This window comes from Rufibacter immobilis (assembly GCF_003721565.1).
Lineage (GTDB): Bacteria > Bacteroidota > Bacteroidia > Cytophagales > Hymenobacteraceae > Nibribacter > Nibribacter immobilis.
Window position 1 is genome coordinate 579,415 of the sequence record NZ_RJJE01000009.1, and the last position, 15,865, is coordinate 595,279.

Consider the following 15,865-nt stretch of genomic DNA (forward strand, 5'->3'; position numbering starts at 1 on the left):
TGCAAATTAACAGAATCTGCGCAGAGAATCGTACTTTCGTTTAGCGGCCGTTTTTCCAGAATCGGGCCAAAACCAAAATCAGACCACCATGTACCTCGCCTTCGGGAAACGTTTGCTGGACCTACTGCTGGCCGGGGGAGCGCTGCTACTCCTGTGGCCGGTGATGGTGCTGGTGGCGTTGGTGCTCTGGGTGGGGTTTGACGGCAAGGTGTTGTTTACCCAACCGCGCCCGGGTCTGCACGGGAAACCGTTTCTGTTCTACAAGTTCGTGACCATGACCCAGGCCCATGACCTCCACGGCCAGCTGCTGCCAGATGCCCAACGGCTCACCCCGCTGGGGAAGTTTATCCGGAAGACCTCGCTGGACGAGCTGCCGCAGCTCCTGAACGTGCTGCGCGGCGAAATGAGCATAGTGGGTCCGCGCCCGCTGCTCATGGACTACCTGCCACTGTACACTTCAGAGCAGGCGCGCCGCCACCACGTGAAGCCCGGCATCACGGGCTGGGCCCAGATCAACGGCCGAAACGCTATTTCCTGGGAACAAAAATTCCTGTTTGACCTCTGGTACGTAGAGCATGTGTCTCTGCGGGTAGATCTTCTCATTCTTTGGCGCACGCTCCGGCACGTCTTAAAACCCAGCGGGATTTCGGCGCCGGGCTCGGCAACCATGGAGCGCTTTACCGGTTCCTCTCATCCCACCTCCCCATGAACTCAGAAAGAAAAAGAATTGCCATTGTTGGTGCCGGTGGCTTGGGCCGCGAAGTGCTCATGCTCCTGCACCAGATCAACCACGTAACGCCCCAGTGGGACATGGTAGGGTTCTATGACGATGCCCCACCCGCCCAAGCGCAAATCTGCGGGTACCCCTATTTGGGCACCGTGGAGCAGCTGAACGAGGTAGAAAGCCAACTGTACGTAGCCATCGCGATTGGTAACTGCCAGGCCAAAACCGATGTCACATCCCGCCTGCTGAACCCGCAGCTCTGCTTCCCGGTGCTGGTGCACCCCTCGGTACACGTGTACCCAGAGCAGGACGTAAAATTGGGCGAAGGCACCATTATCTGCCAGAACTGCATTTTAACCACCAATGTCACGCTGGGCCGGCACGTGCTGCTCAACCTTTCCTGCACCATAGGCCATGACACCGTGCTAGGCGATTTCTGCTCCCTCATGCCGCAGGTGGCCGTGAGCGGCGACGTAAGATTGGGTATGGGGGTTTACGGGGGCACCAACAGCACTATTTTGCAAAACAGGCAAGTGGGCGCCTTTACCATTATTGGCGCGGGCGCGGTGGTGAACAAAGATTTGCCCAGCTACTGCACCGCCGTAGGGGTGCCGGCCCGTATCATTCAACAGACTGCATGAGCCAACAATCCAACTTTATTTACCTTTCGCCCCCGCACATGGGCGGGCGGGAACAAGAGTACGTGCAGCAGGCTTTTGCCCAAAACTGGATTACCACCGCCGGTGCCAACGTAGACAGTTTTGAACAGGAACTGGCATTTTACCTGAAGATACCGGCCGCCGCCGCCCTTTCCTCTGGCACTGCCGCGTTACACCTGGCGCTGCTGGCTTTGGGCGTTGGTGCGGGAGACGAGGTTTTCTGCTCTTCGTTCACCTTTGTGGCCAGCACCAACCCTATCCGGTATGTAGGTGCCACCCCGGTCTTCTTGGACAGCGAAGCCACCACCTGGAATCTCTGCCCCAACGCTCTGGAGAACGCTTTGCAAGACCGCCAGAAGAAAGGCAAACTACCCAAGGCGTTGGTATTGGTGCACCTGTACGGCATGCCTTCCCAAATGCGGGAAATTCTGGAGATTACGCAGCACTATGGCATACCCATAATTGAAGATGCCGCCGAGGCTTTGGGTTCTACTTACCACGGCCAGTTACTAGGCACCTTTGGCATAGCTGGTGTTTTCTCCTTTAACGGCAACAAGATCATCACCACTTCGGGGGGCGGCGCTTTGGTTTCCCCTGATGCTGCCCTTGTGAACCATGCGCGTTGGTTGGCTACCCAGGCCAAAGATCCTTTGCCTTATTACCACCATACCACCATGGGCTACAACTACCGCCTGAGCAATGTCTCCGCGGGCATTGGCCGCGGGCAGCTGGAAGTACTGGAGAAACGGGTACAGCAACGCAGACAGGTATTTGAACGCTACCAGGAGCTCTTACAAGGCATCACGGAACTGGAGTGGCAACCAGAACCCCAGGGCTTCTACGCCAACCGCTGGCTCAGCTGTTTTACCCTCAAAAAAGGCAGTAACGTTAGCCCTGAGGAGCTAAAGCTGAAACTGCTGGCGCAGCACATAGAGAGCCGGCCGCTCTGGCAACCCATGCACCGGCAGCCCCTTTACCAGAAGTATGACTACTTTGGCACGCACGTAAGCGATGATCTCTTTGCCCGCGGCCTGTGCCTGCCTTCGGGCTCCAGCCTCACCCAAGGAGACCAGGAACGGGTGGCCCAGGTCATCAAAGATGCGTTTAGCGCCTGATTTTCCAAAATAGGGGCAAAACCAGCTTCCTCTAAAACAGAAAATCCTGCCCTGCCGAAGCAGAACAGGATTTCTGTAAAGTGTAAAAGGGCAGGGATTATTTCTTGCCTTTTTTCTCTTCTGTCTGAGCGCTCTTCAGAGCTCTTGGGATGGTTACCGTAGCCACTGGAGAAAGCGGGTTGGTAAGGATAGTGTAGTTCTCAGGAGTGATTCTGTTCACTTTGATAGACTTACCTAACTCCAGTTCAGAGATGTCTACCGCAATTGAATCTGGCAAGTTAGCCGGAAGTGCTCTCACGCGCAGTTTACGCAGCTTGGTCACCAGTTTACCACCGGCCATTACACCAGGAGAAGTACCCACGAAACGTACCGGCACATCAACTTTCACTTCTTTATCGTCTTGCAGTAACAGGAAGTCCACGTGCAGCAACATTTCGTTTACTGGGTGGAACTGCAGGTCTTGCATGATCGCTTTGTAGTGTGTTCCCTCCACGTTCAGGTCTACTTGGTAAACATCTGGAGAGTAAACCAGGTCACGGAACAGGATTGCTGGGGCAGAGAAGTGAACTTGCTCAGCACCGCCGTACAACACACATGGAACTTGAGCTTCCTCACGAAGCGCCTTAGCTTCGGATTTACCGAGATTTGCTCTTTTAAACCCTATAATCTCTAAGCTTTGCATAAAAAATAGTTATAAATAAAAAATGAAAAAACTCTTGCAAGAGACACAAGTATCAAGATTCAAGACACATGACCTCTATTTCTTTTATCTGCCTTTCTGCTTGTTGGTGATACCACCAACAGGGGCATTCTGGACTACTGCTTTGACCTTGTTTTAAATCGCTTTCAGGTCTACATTTTGAGTTCTTGCCGTTGTTAGGGTTATCACCAACAACTTCCAATTCCTCAGCAATCAGCAATTAAATAAACAGTGAGCTGATAGAATCATGGGTGACCACGTTGGTGATAGCCCGGGCAAAAAGGTCTGAGAACGTAAGCACTTTGATCTTGTGGCTTTCCCGCTTCAAAGGAATGGTGTCTGAGATCACCAGTTCTTCCAACACAGAATTCTCAATGCGCTCGTACGCCGGACCAGATAAAACCCCGTGGGTGGCAATAGCCCGCACACTCTTCGCACCTTTGTCTTTCAACAACTCAGCAGCTTTAGTGATGGTTCCGGCAGTATCTACCAAGTCATCTACCAACACCACATCCATACCTTCCACATCCCCAATCACCTGCATAGAGGCAATTTCATTGGCGCGCTTGCGGTGCTTATCACACACCACCATTTCCACCCCAAATACTTTCGCAAAGCTTCTGGTTCTTACCACCCCTCCTACGTCTGGCGAAGCGAAGATCAGATCCTGTCCTAAGTCCAGGCTGCGCAGGTAAGGCACAAAAATAGCCGAACCGTCCAGGTGGTCTACCGGAATGTCAAAGAAGCCCTGGATTTGTCCGGCGTGCAGGTCACAGGTCATGAGGCGGTCTGCGCCCACGCACTGGATGGCGTTGGCCATTACTTTGGCCCCAATGGAAACCCGGGGTTTGTCTTTGCGGTCCTGGCGGGCGTAGCCGTAGTAAGGCATCACTACAATCACTTTGTGCGCCGAGGCTCTTTTGGCAGCGTCTACCAGGAGCATCAGCTCCATAAGGTTGTCTGCGGGCGGAAAAGTGGATTGGATCAAAAAAACTTCACAGCCGCGAACCGACTCGTTGAAGTGTACTGAAATCTCTCCGTCAGAGAAATGCTGCACAGTTAGGTCACCCAAGGGTAACCCGTAAGCGTCAGCTACTTTTTCAGCGAAATACCTGGAATTGGTGCCGGAGAAAATTTTAACTGTAGGCGTCATGTGGTGAAGAGGTTGCCGAATGAAGTCGCAAAAGTACTCTATAATTTGCTAGGCTCAAACGAAGTATGCAAAAAATAAATAGCACCTTTTAAAGATTCTGCCGGCAGAATAACGAGGAGTTGGCCTTCTGACTTAGCAGCCATGCCGCACCCATAACGAATTAATAGACAGAATATTACTTATTATTCCTCCAGCACAACCTATCTATTCACCGGCCCTTTCTGCACCACCCTACATAGAGAAACATTCTTGAGAAGGGACTCCCGTTTAGGGGCTCTTTTTCCAAAAACCGGCCCTAAACAGAACACCTCGTTCAATACCGCTGCAGGTTTTACAACAGGTTGGCAAAGTTTGGGAAAAGAGGAAACAAAAAAGCCTCTCAGATATTCTGAGAGGCTTTTTAAGTTGTCCGACCAGGTTTCGAACCTGGACTCTTCTGAACCAAAATCAGACGTGTTGCCAGTTACACCATCGGACAGTTTGTGTTGACAACCTGTTGTTGTCGTTTGATGATGCAAAGGTATACAAGAATTTATTGACTGCAAATTCTTGGCAGAAAATTTTTAAAAAATTTATTCCATAATCCGCTCCAGCGCGGTGTCATAGCTGTTTTTGATCACTTGGATGGCATGGAAATTCTCACCGTCTACCTCGCAGTAACGGGCGGTTACGTCGCCAATTTTTTTGAAAGTCAGGCCGTTACCGGAAACCAGTTTTTCAAAGGCCGCCTGCTGCGCTGGGCTCACGCTCACCACCACGCGGCTCTGGCTCTCGCCAAACAAATAAGCGTCTTTGCGGAAGGCTGCATCTGTGCTCACGGAGAAACCAAGCTCATTTGGCATGGCAGACTCCAGCAACGTGATGTACAAACCACCGTCGGCGCAGTCGTGGGCCGATTGGATCAGCTTCTCCTCTATCAGGCTCTTCACCGTTTTCTGGAGCACCAGCTCCTTCTCCATGTCAAAAGCCGGCGCCGGAGACAGTTTCACGTTGTGGTACGAATACAGGTACTCGCTGGAGGCGATGTCGTTCTCAGGGTCACCCAAGAGATAAATAGCGTCTCCTTCGTTCTGGAACGCTAGGGTCATCACGGTCTCTTTGTTGTCTACCAGACCCAACATGCCAATAGTAGGCGTTGGGAACACCGGACCTTCGTCCGATGACTGGTTGTAGAAGCTCACGTTACCGCCGGTTACCGGCGTACCCAGCGCCTCACAGGCTTTCTTCATGCCTTTGATGGCCCCCACAAACTGCCAATACACCTCCGGCACGTACGGATTCCCGAAGTTGAGGCAGTTGGTGATGGCTACGGGCTCACCGCCGGCGCACACAATATTACGGGCGGCTTCGGCCACGGCAATGGCGCAACCTTCCTCAGGATCGGCGTTCACGTAGCGGCTGTTGCAGTCAACGGTGATCGCAATGGCTTTGTCAGAACCTTTCACCTTCACAACACCAGCATCTGCCGGGCGGTTGGTGGTGAGGGTAGACGCGCCAATCATGGAGTCATATTGCTTGTACACCCAGCGCTTAGAGGCAATATTGGGGTGCGTGGCCAGGAACTCGGCTACTTCTTTATAATTGGTTGGCTCCTGCACAGAGTCAATGCTGAATTTCTTGGATTCTGCGTAGTAAGCCGGTTCCCGGTATTCTCTGTGGTATACGGGGGCTCCGCCACCCAACACCAGGTCCTCGGCAGGCACATCGGCCACCAATTCGCCGTTCTGGTAGTAGCGCAGGCGCTTGGTGTCGGTTACTTCGCCAATCTGGGCGCAGGACATGTCCCACTTATCGCAGATTTGGTAAATGAAGTCCTCAGAACCTTTCTCCATCACCACCAGCATACGCTCCTGGCTTTCTGAGAGCAGGATCTCAAACGGCTGCATGTTGGCCTGGCGGGTAGGTACTTTGTCCAGCCAGATTTCCATGCCGCTTTCGCCTTTGGCGCTCATCTCTGAGGTAGAGCACGTGATACCGGCCGCCCCCATGTCCTGCATGCCAATCACTTTATTGGTAGCCAGAATTTCCAGCGTGGCCTCTAACAAAAGCTTCTCCTGGAAGGGGTCACCTACCTGCACAGACGGCAAATCGTTCACGGAATCTTCGGTGATGTCTTTAGACGCGAAGGCCGCGCCGTGGATTCCGTCTTTTCCGGTGGCAGAGCCGATGATGAACACCGGGTTGCCCACACCATGCGAGGTGGCGCTGGCGGTTTTGCCCACTTCCACAATGCCCGCAGAGAAAGCGTTCACCAATGGATTTACGTTGTAGCAGTCGTCAAAGAACAGCTCGCCGCCCACGGTGGGGATACCGAACGCATTGCCGTAGTCGCCAATCCCTTTCACCACGCCGCGTAACAGTCGCTTGGTTTTGTCTGAGTTCAGGTTCCCGAAACGCAGGGAGTTCAGCTGCGCGATGGGGCGTGCACCCATGGTGAAGATGTCGCGGTTGATCCCGCCCACGCCGGTGGCGGCACCCTGGTACGGCTCCAACGCCGACGGGTGGTTGTGTGACTCAATCTTAAAGGAGCAGGCCAAGCCTCCCCCAATGTCTACCAGACCAGCATTCTCCTCGCCCGCCTTCGCCAGCATGCGCGGCGAATCTTTAGGCAAAGTCTTGAGCCAGACAATGGAGTTTTTATAGGAGCAGTGTTCAGACCACATCACGGAGAAGATACTCAGCTCTGTGAAGTTGGGCGTGCGGCCCAGGATTTCCTTAATGCGGTCAAACTCTTCTGGTAACAAGCCCAGCTTCTGGGCGGTATCTACGGTAGTAAGGGTCTGGGTTTCCAAGACGGGTAATGGGTTTGGTAAGACAGGGCAAAAATAAAGATTTCTTTGAGAAGCGTACGCCCTCTTTTTTATGCGTTTAGCGGCTCTTTTTCCAAAAACAGGAGAAAACCACGCCAATGTAACGAAAAAGTTACCGACGCATTACCCCTTCATGACCATGCGGTTATGTTTTGATTAAGCTTACCGGCCGCTCTGGATTGGTTCAGGCAGGCTTCGTAGACTTACACAAGCAATACACTAAACAACCCCTGAGCCATGGGAAAGACAGAAAAGAAAGCCGTTACCTTGGTAGTTTACTACAACTCCACCCAACCCATCTCCACCCTTACACTAGACCCTGAGGATGCGTATCTGGCCTGGCTGGCAGACAGCCTGGAGGTGATTCCCTGCGGTGACTATTATTGCCTGCGGCTTACCAACGCCCAGGACTTCAGACAGGCCCGCCGCATTTTCCCCCTCATTGGGCACACCAACCGGCATCTACGGTTCAGGGGAGTATTGCGGAAGAAAGCTACCCAACGGGTTCCGGCCGCTGCCGCCGTTCAACAACCCCAGGAGACGTACACGTTACAACCAGCTTTCGCACCTGGCTTGGCCGCTATGTCTGGCTTACGCTGGGCCTGGTTCAAGTCAATCTTCCAGCTATCCCTAAACGGTTAAATCGTATGCAAGACGCCACCACTCTCTGGTTCTACCTTAAATCTGCGTCGCCTATCTACACCTGCACGTTACCACCCCAAGACGAGCGCCTGGCCCAGTTGCTGGAAGACGTGCGCATGATCAGGCACGGCAGCCACGTGTTTGTGCACCTGCGCAGCGAGTTTGAATGGGACCGGGTCATGCGCCTGCTGGGCGAAAACAAAGCAGTGAAGACTTCTGCTTCAACGGCGGCCTAACTCAACTCTCCTCTTCCCTTTCCTTTCGGAGTAAGACCTGTTCATAGCGGTAGTACCAACGCCTGTAGAGGAGAAAAGAAATCAGCAGGAACACAATGGCCACCAGCCAGAGCGGCGGAGCCAGCAGAAACAACAGCAGCAAGCCTATGAACAGGAAAAAAACCTGCTGCAGATAGCCCTCCGGCGTGAAACGGGGCCTGTACAACAGCGCCAGCAGCAACAAGAGGTACCCAATCCCAAACGAAGCAAGCTGCACCAATGGCCAAACCGTTTCCCAGTGCCCGGCAAACCTGAACAGGAAGAACATCTCCGGCAACAGCAACACCGCCAACAGGGCCGCTTTCTGGAAAACCCGTTGGCCCATTCCCATCGGCAGCATTCGCGGCACCCCCAGGTCTACTTCTTCAAATCTCTGTATTCCCTGTACAATCATCGCCTGCAACGAGACGGCAATCAAGAACCCTACCTGTGTAGGCCGCAAGTCGTAGCCTGGGTAAGGGTATAGTTGCAGAAAGCCCAGCAGCACCGCCACGGCCAGTAGTTTGGTCAGGAGCAACATGATTGGTTCCTGGTGCAGGAAATACCGGAGCGGCCAAAGAAAGGGAGGCCACGGCAAGGCCGGAGTCCATTTCCACATTTTTCCTCTTTGGAGCACACGGTAAGACCTGAGCTTTCGCTGCACAAGGAGCACAGTGACCAGACAAAGCCCCACCAGATACCCCAGCACCAGCAGCAGGGCCAGGGAATTGCCTGAAGCCACGCCCACTATTGCCAGCCAAACAGTATAGACCACCGCCGGGAAAAACACCAGCATATATGCTTTGGCCAGACTCAGGCGCAATTGCCTTGCCGGCAGCAACGGGCTCAGGTAGAGGAATTCGTTTTGGGGTAACTCCAGGACCTTGAACAAGAAATGCAGGCATTTGAGGTAGTACAGGAAAAACACGCCCAGCACCAACCCCGTGAACACCGGTGAGGCCGCCACCCCAGACAGGAACATGGGGCTTACCAGAAAGCTAGCCGGTTGCTGTACCCCAAACATCAGGAAAAACGACACCAGAAAGAAACCGGCATTCTGGCTGTAGAACGGTTGCACCACCACTCGCCTCAGCACCACGTCCAGCTCTTTCATCTATCTGCTGGTTACTAAAGACAGGGTTTGGTGCTGCACCAGCCAGGTGGCGGTTAAAGGCAGATCAGGCATCTCAATGTCTTGGTGCGACGTGAGCAGGAAACTGGTGCCCTGCCGATGACGCTCCTGTATTAACCCATACATGGCTTGTACCGTGGCCGTGTCTAACGTGATGAGCGGCTCATCCAGCAGAATCAGGGAAGGCTCCCCCAAAAACGCCAGCACCAAAGACAGCTTCTTGAGCATGCCGGAAGAATACGCGCCGGTGGCTTTTGGTAAGAAAGCGGTCGCACCCAAGGCTTCGGCCAAATGGTGGGCTTGCCCTTCAGGAGCCTGCCGGGCTTTGGCAAACAGATTCACCAGTTCCTGCCCAGTAATAAAAGCCGGGTACAACGGCTCGGCTTCGCCGAAACTGATACTTTGCCGATGCAGCACCGGCTGTTGTGCCAAAGCCACCCTTCCATCTAGGAAAATGTCACCTTTATAGGGCAGCAGCCCCGCCAGCACCTTGAACAGCGTGGTCTTGCCAGAACCGTTCCGGCCTTTGATCCAGTGAATACCGGCCGGCACCGTCAGTTCCGGGATTTCCAGCACCGGAGCCTGGGCATATGATTTGGAGAAGCCTTGGAACGTGAGCATGGTTAGAAGGGAGTCTGCCTACCAAACTTACTGCTTTCCACATTATTGCACTACCCGGCCAGAAAATAACGCATTTGCCGTTTAGAGGCTCTTTTTCCAAACACAGGCCGAAAACAGAATCTGGCCTTCCGTCTAATTTGAGCCTAAAACTTTTTCGCCACTTCTATGGAAATCAAGACAGAATGCCCTATTTTTGCAGCCTGAAAGAAGTGAGTATCTATCTAAATTCTTATAAACCAACCAAATGGCGAATATTGGCAGAATTACCCAGGTGATCGGTCCGGTAGTGGACGTTAGCTTCTCGGGTGAGAATTCTAAGTTGCCCAACATCATGGATGCCCTGGTAGTGGTGAAGGGGAACGGTACCCGTGTGGTACTGGAGACCCAGCAGCACTTAGGCGAAGACCGGGTGCGTACCATCGCGATGGACGCAACTGAGGGCTTGACCCGCGGCATGGAAGTAACTGACCTTGCGGCTCCTATCTCTATGCCTACCGGCGACAACGTGTTAGGCCGTCTGTTCAACGTGATCGGCGATGCCATTGACGGCATTCCGCAGCCTGCCAGCCAAGTAGACCTGCCCATTCACCGCAATGCGCCTAAATTTGAAGACCTTTCTACCTCTACTGAGGTATTATACACCGGTATCAAAGTAATTGACCTGATTGAGCCTTACTCCAAAGGTGGTAAAATCGGTTTGTTCGGGGGTGCCGGGGTAGGTAAAACCGTATTGATCCAGGAGCTCATCAACAACATCGCCAAAGGCCACGGTGGTCTTTCTGTGTTTGCCGGCGTGGGTGAGCGTACCCGTGAAGGAAACGACTTGCTGCGTGAGATGATTGAGTCTGGCATCGTGAAATACGGTGACGAGTTCATGGAATCTATGGAGCACGGCGGATGGGATCTTTCCAAAGTAGACGCCGAGGCGTTGAAAGAGTCTAAAGCCACCTTCGTATTCGGGCAGATGAACGAGCCTCCTGGGGCCCGTGCCCGTGTGGCCCTTTCTGGTCTGACCATTGCTGAGTCTTTCCGGGACGGTGACGGTTCAGGTGCTGGTCGTGATATCCTTTTCTTCATTGACAACATCTTCCGTTTCACGCAGGCAGGTTCTGAGGTATCGGCCCTTTTAGGTCGTATGCCTTCTGCGGTGGGTTACCAGCCAACCTTGGCGACTGAGATGGGTGCCATGCAAGAGCGTATCACGTCTACCAAGCGCGGTTCCATCACTTCTGTACAGGCCGTTTACGTACCTGCCGATGACTTGACTGACCCGGCTCCGGCAACTACGTTTGCTCACTTGGATGCTACCACTGTACTTTCCCGTAAAATCTCTGAGCTTGGTATCTACCCTGCGGTAGACCCTCTGGATTCTACTTCCCGTATCTTGACCGCTGACATTGTAGGTGACGAGCATTACAACACCGCCCAGCGCGTGAAAGAGATCCTGCAGCGTTACAAAGAACTGCAAGACATCATCGCTATCTTGGGTATGGATGAATTGTCTGAAGAAGATAAATTGGTGGTACACCGCGCGCGCCGTGTGCAGCGTTTCTTGTCTCAGCCATTCCACGTAGCCGAGCAGTTCACCGGCTTGAAAGGTGTGTTGGTTGACATCAAAGACACCATCCGTGGCTTCAACGAAATCATGGACGGCCTGCATGACAACCTGCCAGAGGCAGCCTTCAACTTGGTAGGTACCATTGAAGACGCCGTTGCCAAAGGACAGAAAATGCTGGCCGAAGCGAAATAATATTCATTAGTTCTGAGTCTTGAGTTCTGAGTCCTGAGTCTGTACAAAGATTTTGACTCAGAACTCAAGACTCAAGACTCAGAACTTATAGAGATGTATTTAGAGATCATCACCCCAGATAAAAGAGTATTTGAAGGCGACGTGACTTCTGTGAAGTTTCCGGGCATCAACGGTGGGTTTGAAGTGCTGAACAACCACGCAGCCCTCATCAGTGCCTTGTCTAACGGACCGGTTCGCATCACCCCTGCCACTGGCGCTCAGGTTGAGTTCCGGATTGATGGTGGTGTGGTTGAGGTGCTGGACAACAAAATCATTGTCCTGGCCGAGTCTGTGAACGCCTAAAGATTCCTGTTTTCTAAATGAAAGCCCGTTCTTCTGACAAGAAGACGGGCTTTCGCTTTTAAGAGCGTTTTAGAGTTGTTTTGAAAAAAACAGGCCGGAAACGGAAAATTGACGAACATACTCTCAGAAACTGCCAGATACAGGTTGCCACTGTTAGGGTATATTGCTTACATTGTTTGCCAGTTGTATCAAAGAACCCGCCTTGCATATATGCCGAACAAGAAACTGGTAAGAATTTGGCTTACAGCCTTCCTCATCACCGGAAGTACTGCTTTAGTCTGTTACGGAATGGCGCAATTATTCGGTTACGCCAGTTTTGGGTTCGCCTGGACCTTGAATTTCCTGTTAATGGCGTGGTTTACTTTACTGGTCAATCAGCTAAAACCCAACCTGGATTCCTCCTTCTTCCTTCCCAAGCCCTTTGAGATGGAAGGGAAACTCTACCGATATGCAGGAATCAACGTCTACCGGAAGCTCCTGGTCTGGACAGGCTGGGAAAAGATCACGCGCAAGGGTAATGCCATACAAGCAAATGTCGCCTCCCTTCGTACGCTTGAATACAACAGCAGAGTCTCAGAAACCGGCCACCTTCTCATATTTCTGATAGTGCTCACGGTCAGCCTCATGGCCGTTGCAACTGTACGTGAGGCGAAGTGGCTCTGGCTCACGAATATCCTTTTCAATGTGTACCCTGCGTTCCTGCAACGCTTTAACCGCCCCAGATACCTCAGACTTCTCAGATACTTCAAGCAAGTGACAGCATCTACAGAAAAACCGGGAGCCCGAATGCACAGTAACGACTTTCATTTACTACCTTGATTTGGTAAACCTGTATTAGCCCGTTTTACCCGCTGCCATTCCTAATTCCTACTTCTGAATTCATCATTCATAATTGCAACACGCCGTGTCTATCTCCCCTAAAGTTACGCCCATCTACCAGACCTCGGTTTTCACCTTTGAGGACCTGAACGCCCTGGAAGCCTATTTTGAGCAGCCTGGCCAGAGTTATCTGTACAGCCGCAACGGCAACCCCAACACCGATGAATTAGCCCAGGAAGTAAACCAACTGGAGAAAGGCAACGGCGCAGTGGCCACTTCCTCAGGCATGTCCGCGATTCTGACGGCGGTGCTGGTCTACTGCCAGGCCGGCGACCATGTGCTGTGTGCCGAGGAAATTTACGGGGGATCGGCGGCGCTTCTGACCCAGGAACTCACCCGCATGGGCATCCAAATCACCTTCGTACCCATGGCCGAGATGTATGGCCTTGGCTCCTACGTACAGCCCAACACCAAACTGATCCTGGCCGAAACCATCAGCAACCCCATGATGACAGTACTGGACTTAGCCAAAGTGGCCCAGGCGTGCCAGGTGCAGGGCATCAAACTGGTGGTAGACAATACCTTCGCCTCACCGGTCATTACCAAACCATTGCAGTTGGGGGCAGATCTGGTGATCCACAGCGTGACCAAGTACCTGTCTGGGCACAGTGATGTCACGGCGGGGGTAGTCATTGCCAAAGACACAGCAGATGCCCAACGGGCCAAACAGATTGTAGTGGCCTGGGGGCTCACCTTAAGCCCTTTTGAGAGCTGGCTGGCTTCCCGAGGCTTGAAAACCCTGAAACTGCGCATAAAGCAGCACTCTGAGAATGCCCTCGCGTTGGCTACCTACCTGAAACAGCACCCCAAGGTGAGTGAAGTGTTCTACCCCGGCTTACCAGATCATCCGCAGCACGCGCTGGCGGCCGCGCAAGGCCATGGGTTGTTTGGGGGAATGCTCTCTTTCAGGTTGGCAGACGAGGCGGAAACCGTGAACCGCTTCATGCGCGGCTTAACCCACATGCCGTTCGCGCCGTCTTTGGCGGGCGTGGTTTCCTCTATCTCCTACCCTTTGGGCACCTCACACCGGGCGCTTACCCCAGAGCAACGCGAAAAGCTAGGCATCACGGTAGGTCTGATCAGACTGTCGGTGGGCATTGAAGACGCCGATGAGTTGATCACGGACTTAGACAAGGCACTAGCCGCGATTTAATCTTTTCTGTTTAGCGGCTGTTTTTTCAAAAACAGCCGCTAAACAATACGTTTTCTTATCCCCAGCTGGCGCGCGACTTCCGTCTCGTGACCAGGGATGAAGCGAGTCTCCAGACACGCCGTGAACCAAGAACCGGAAATGCTGGGGATTCCGCCATACGCCGTGTCGCTGCAACGCAGCGAGGGTAGTCAGGAGACTACCCGCCACCGAAAGGCACGAGTTGCAAACCCGTGCCAGCGTTTGGCCAGCTTTAGAGCGGTAAGCGAGCGAACAAGTGCGGACGGATGGCTCAAAGCAGAGGAACGTGTCTGCACGCAACCTCTTCTATTTTCAGCCTGTTTTCAGAAAAATAGCCTCTAAACGCAGAAGGCCTTACCTTTGCGGCATGTTTACACGTTTTGTCAACTGGCTGGGCGGAAAAAAGACCTCGGTACCAACAGATGACCTTCCAACTGATATGAAATACTTACTGGTAGGCCTTGGCAACATTGGCCCAGAATATGCGAACACGCGCCACAACATCGGGTTTATGGTCTTGGATTACCTGGCCAAAAAGCACGAGGTATCTTTTGACACAGGCCGCCACTCCTTCGTGACCGAGTTTAAGTACAAGGGCAAGCATTTCACGCTGGTAAAACCCACCACGTACATGAACCTGAGCGGCAAGGCGGTGGCGCACTGGCTGAGCGTGCTCAAGATTCCGGCCTCGCAGATGCTGGTGATTACAGATGACCTGGCGTTGCCATATGGTAAGCTGCGGATGCGGGCCAAGGGCAGCGCGGGCGGCCACAACGGCCTTAAGCACATTGAAGAGACGCTGGGCAGCAATGACTACCCGCGCCTGCGGTTTGGGGTAGACGCGCAATTCTCCAAAGGCCGCCAGGTAGATTACGTACTGAGCCCTTTCTCAGAAGACGAGCAGATTGACCTGGCCACCTATATTGAGAAAGCCGCCGACATGTGCCTTTCCTTCGGGACCATTGGCTTGGAGCGCACCATGAACTTCTTCAACAAATAGGCATTTGCGGTAACAGCTACGGGTTTGCGTTTAGGGGCTACTTTTGGAAAAACGGCCTCTAAACGCCACCTGTTTTTAATCTTTTCCCTCATCGGCTACGCCGAAGCCAGAGTTTCCAGGCGCTGCACTACGTTCTCCAGTTTTTCCTGCAAAGCCAGAAGCCTGTCTTGCGTACCGGCAGCGGCGGGCAGGTTCTCCACCTGGGTTTTCACCTGTTGTAGCTCCGCCAGCACCTGGTACAGTTTCTGTTTTTCCTTTTCCCGCTCCAACCTACTCCGCCTAAGCTCAAAATGCAGCATGACCTGCCTGGCCAACACTTCCAGCGCTTGGCGCTGCTCAATGGTTAAAATGCGGGGCTCAGTGTCAATGATGCATAGGGTGCCCAGCGCGTGTCCCTGTGGCGTGATCAGGGGCATGCCCGCGTAGAACCGAATGTTGGGATTACCCGTCACCAAGGGGTTGTCCTGAAAGCGGTAATCGGTGCGGGCGTCCATGACTTCAAACACCTGACTGTCTGTGATGGCATGGTGGCAGAAGGAAACGGTTCTGGGGGTTTCAGAGAGATCAAGCCCAACCTTTGACTTAAACCACTGTCTTTTCTCGGCCACCAGGGTGATGAGGGAGATGGGCACGCCGCAGAGCTGCGAGGCCAGTTCGGTCAGCTCATCCAGTTCCTGCTCGGCGGAAGTATCCAGCAGTTCGTATTGCTGGAGGGCCTGTAGCCGTGCCGCTTCCCTGCTGGGGCTATCTGCAAGCGCATTAATGTTAGGTAAGACCATATTATATATTGAATAAAATACAGTATTTATAATCCATATACAATATACGTAGTCTTGGTTGGTTTGTAGGCGTTACTCGTTCAACGGACACTGCTACTGGCCAGAGGGTTGTATTTACCGGTTATACGCGTGAA

At 53.0% G+C, this 15,865-nt stretch carries 16 protein-coding genes and 1 tRNA gene; 10 read left to right on the forward strand and 7 right to left on the reverse strand.

All coding sequences use genetic code 11. The features are described from left to right. Positions 1-88 precede the first annotated feature (88 nt). Genes EFA69_RS09660 through EFA69_RS09670 form a run of 3 tightly spaced genes read left to right on the forward strand, consistent with a single transcriptional unit; the run spans position 89 to position 2,498 of the window. The gene (locus EFA69_RS09660) at positions 89-709 is read left to right on the forward strand and encodes a sugar transferase (protein WP_123132877.1); all 621 of its coding nucleotides are present in this window, start codon (positions 89-91) and stop codon (positions 707-709) included. Further along, positions 706-1,365: an acetyltransferase gene (locus EFA69_RS09665; RefSeq protein WP_123132878.1), complete on the forward strand. Its 660-nt coding sequence runs from the start codon at positions 706-708 to the stop codon at positions 1,363-1,365. The genes EFA69_RS09660 and EFA69_RS09665 overlap by 4 nt, the downstream gene beginning before the upstream one ends. Beyond that, positions 1,362-2,498 carry a DegT/DnrJ/EryC1/StrS family aminotransferase gene (locus tag EFA69_RS09670; RefSeq protein ID WP_123132879.1) on the forward strand — a complete coding sequence of 379 codons (1,137 nt, stop codon included), beginning with the start codon at positions 1,362-1,364 and terminating at the stop codon, positions 2,496-2,498. The genes EFA69_RS09665 and EFA69_RS09670 overlap by 4 nt, the downstream gene beginning before the upstream one ends. 97 nt (positions 2,499-2,595) lie before the next feature. Here EFA69_RS09670 and EFA69_RS09675 read toward each other — a convergent pair whose 3' ends face one another. The 4 genes from EFA69_RS09675 to purL form a co-directional block, all read right to left on the reverse strand. Further along, a complete protein-coding gene (locus tag EFA69_RS09675) occupies positions 2,596-3,180 on the reverse strand; it encodes a 50S ribosomal protein L25/general stress protein Ctc (protein ID WP_123132880.1) in 585 nt (194 codons plus the stop codon). Between the two features lie 238 nt (positions 3,181-3,418). Then, positions 3,419-4,351: a ribose-phosphate pyrophosphokinase gene (locus EFA69_RS09680; RefSeq protein WP_123132881.1), complete on the reverse strand. Its 933-nt coding sequence runs from the start codon at positions 4,349-4,351 to the stop codon at positions 3,419-3,421. A gap of 405 nt (positions 4,352-4,756) precedes the next feature. Further along, positions 4,757-4,829 (reverse strand) — tRNA-Gln (locus EFA69_RS09685). A 94-nt stretch (positions 4,830-4,923) separates the two neighbouring features. Then, complete coding sequence (gene purL / locus EFA69_RS09690) at positions 4,924-7,143, reverse strand: phosphoribosylformylglycinamidine synthase subunit PurL (RefSeq protein WP_123132882.1); 2,220 nt, start codon at positions 7,141-7,143, stop codon at positions 4,924-4,926. A gap of 255 nt (positions 7,144-7,398) precedes the next feature. On the opposite strand from purL, the gene EFA69_RS09695 reads away from it, so the two are divergent. Both EFA69_RS09695 and EFA69_RS09700 read left to right on the forward strand, forming a co-directional pair. After that, positions 7,399-7,803 (forward strand): hypothetical protein, encoded by a 405-nt coding sequence (locus EFA69_RS09695; protein WP_123132883.1) that lies wholly within the window; start codon positions 7,399-7,401, stop codon positions 7,801-7,803. A 5-nt stretch (positions 7,804-7,808) separates the two neighbouring features. Then, positions 7,809-8,039 carry a hypothetical protein gene (locus EFA69_RS09700; protein ID WP_123132884.1) on the forward strand — a complete coding sequence of 77 codons (231 nt, stop codon included), beginning with the start codon at positions 7,809-7,811 and terminating at the stop codon, positions 8,037-8,039. Position 8,040: 1 nt separating this feature from the next. Here EFA69_RS09700 and EFA69_RS09705 read toward each other — a convergent pair whose 3' ends face one another. Next, positions 8,041-9,171, reverse strand: a complete 1,131-nt coding sequence (locus tag EFA69_RS09705; protein ID WP_123132885.1) for a hypothetical protein — start codon at positions 9,169-9,171, stop codon at positions 8,041-8,043. Further along, a complete protein-coding gene (locus EFA69_RS09710; RefSeq protein WP_123132886.1) occupies positions 9,172-9,810 on the reverse strand; it encodes an ABC transporter ATP-binding protein in 639 nt (212 codons plus the stop codon). It abuts the gene before it with no gap. Positions 9,811-10,054: 244 nt separating this feature from the next. Here EFA69_RS09710 and atpD point away from each other — a divergent pair, with 244 nt between their 5' ends. The 5 genes from atpD to pth all read left to right on the forward strand — a co-directional run bounded on the left by atpD (position 10,055) and on the right by pth (position 14,952). Next, the gene (gene atpD / locus EFA69_RS09715; RefSeq protein ID WP_123132887.1) at positions 10,055-11,560 is read left to right on the forward strand and encodes a F0F1 ATP synthase subunit beta; all 1,506 of its coding nucleotides are present in this window, start codon (positions 10,055-10,057) and stop codon (positions 11,558-11,560) included. Positions 11,561-11,653: 93 nt separating this feature from the next. Further along, positions 11,654-11,902, forward strand: coding sequence for an ATP synthase F1 subunit epsilon (atpC, locus tag EFA69_RS09720; RefSeq protein ID WP_123132888.1), 249 nt, complete (start codon positions 11,654-11,656; stop codon positions 11,900-11,902). Positions 11,903-12,190: 288 nt separating this feature from the next. After that, the gene (locus tag EFA69_RS09725) at positions 12,191-12,721 is read left to right on the forward strand and encodes a glycosyl-4,4'-diaponeurosporenoate acyltransferase CrtO family protein (RefSeq protein ID WP_183906736.1); all 531 of its coding nucleotides are present in this window, start codon (positions 12,191-12,193) and stop codon (positions 12,719-12,721) included. 85 nt (positions 12,722-12,806) lie between these two features. After that, complete coding sequence (locus EFA69_RS09730) at positions 12,807-13,934, forward strand: trans-sulfuration enzyme family protein (protein ID WP_123132890.1); 1,128 nt, start codon at positions 12,807-12,809, stop codon at positions 13,932-13,934. Between the two features lie 457 nt (positions 13,935-14,391). Next, positions 14,392-14,952, forward strand: a complete 561-nt coding sequence (gene pth, locus EFA69_RS09735) for an aminoacyl-tRNA hydrolase (RefSeq protein ID WP_123132891.1) — start codon at positions 14,392-14,394, stop codon at positions 14,950-14,952. 95 nt (positions 14,953-15,047) lie between these two features. Here the strand turns inward: pth and EFA69_RS09740 are convergent, their stop codons facing one another. Beyond that, positions 15,048-15,731: a GAF domain-containing protein gene (locus tag EFA69_RS09740; protein ID WP_123132892.1), complete on the reverse strand. Its 684-nt coding sequence runs from the start codon at positions 15,729-15,731 to the stop codon at positions 15,048-15,050. Between the last annotated feature and the right edge of the window lie 134 nt (positions 15,732-15,865).

Excerpts from the sequence above, each read along its gene's own strand:
- EFA69_RS09660 (WP_123132877.1), top strand. The coding sequence starts at position 89 with ATGTACCTCGCCTTCGGGAAACGTTTGCTGGACCTACTGCTGGCCGGG.
- EFA69_RS09665 (WP_123132878.1), top strand. The coding sequence starts at position 706 with ATGAACTCAGAAAGAAAAAGAATTGCCATTGTTGGTGCCGGTGGCTTG.
- EFA69_RS09670 (WP_123132879.1), top strand. The coding sequence starts at position 1,362 with ATGAGCCAACAATCCAACTTTATTTACCTTTCGCCCCCGCACATGGGC.
- EFA69_RS09675 (WP_123132880.1), bottom strand. The coding sequence starts at position 3,180 with ATGCAAAGCTTAGAGATTATAGGGTTTAAAAGAGCAAATCTCGGTAAA.
- EFA69_RS09680 (WP_123132881.1), bottom strand. The coding sequence starts at position 4,351 with ATGACGCCTACAGTTAAAATTTTCTCCGGCACCAATTCCAGGTATTTC.
- EFA69_RS09695 (WP_123132883.1), top strand. The coding sequence starts at position 7,399 with ATGGGAAAGACAGAAAAGAAAGCCGTTACCTTGGTAGTTTACTACAAC.
- EFA69_RS09700 (WP_123132884.1), top strand. The coding sequence starts at position 7,809 with ATGCAAGACGCCACCACTCTCTGGTTCTACCTTAAATCTGCGTCGCCT.
- EFA69_RS09705 (WP_123132885.1), bottom strand. The coding sequence starts at position 9,171 with ATGAAAGAGCTGGACGTGGTGCTGAGGCGAGTGGTGGTGCAACCGTTC.
- EFA69_RS09710 (WP_123132886.1), bottom strand. The coding sequence starts at position 9,810 with ATGCTCACGTTCCAAGGCTTCTCCAAATCATATGCCCAGGCTCCGGTG.
- atpD (WP_123132887.1), top strand. The coding sequence starts at position 10,055 with ATGGCGAATATTGGCAGAATTACCCAGGTGATCGGTCCGGTAGTGGAC.
- atpC (WP_123132888.1), top strand. The coding sequence starts at position 11,654 with ATGTATTTAGAGATCATCACCCCAGATAAAAGAGTATTTGAAGGCGAC.
- EFA69_RS09725 (WP_183906736.1), top strand. The coding sequence starts at position 12,191 with ATGGCGCAATTATTCGGTTACGCCAGTTTTGGGTTCGCCTGGACCTTG.
- pth (WP_123132891.1), top strand. The coding sequence starts at position 14,392 with ATGAAATACTTACTGGTAGGCCTTGGCAACATTGGCCCAGAATATGCG.
- EFA69_RS09740 (WP_123132892.1), bottom strand. The coding sequence starts at position 15,731 with ATGGTCTTACCTAACATTAATGCGCTTGCAGATAGCCCCAGCAGGGAA.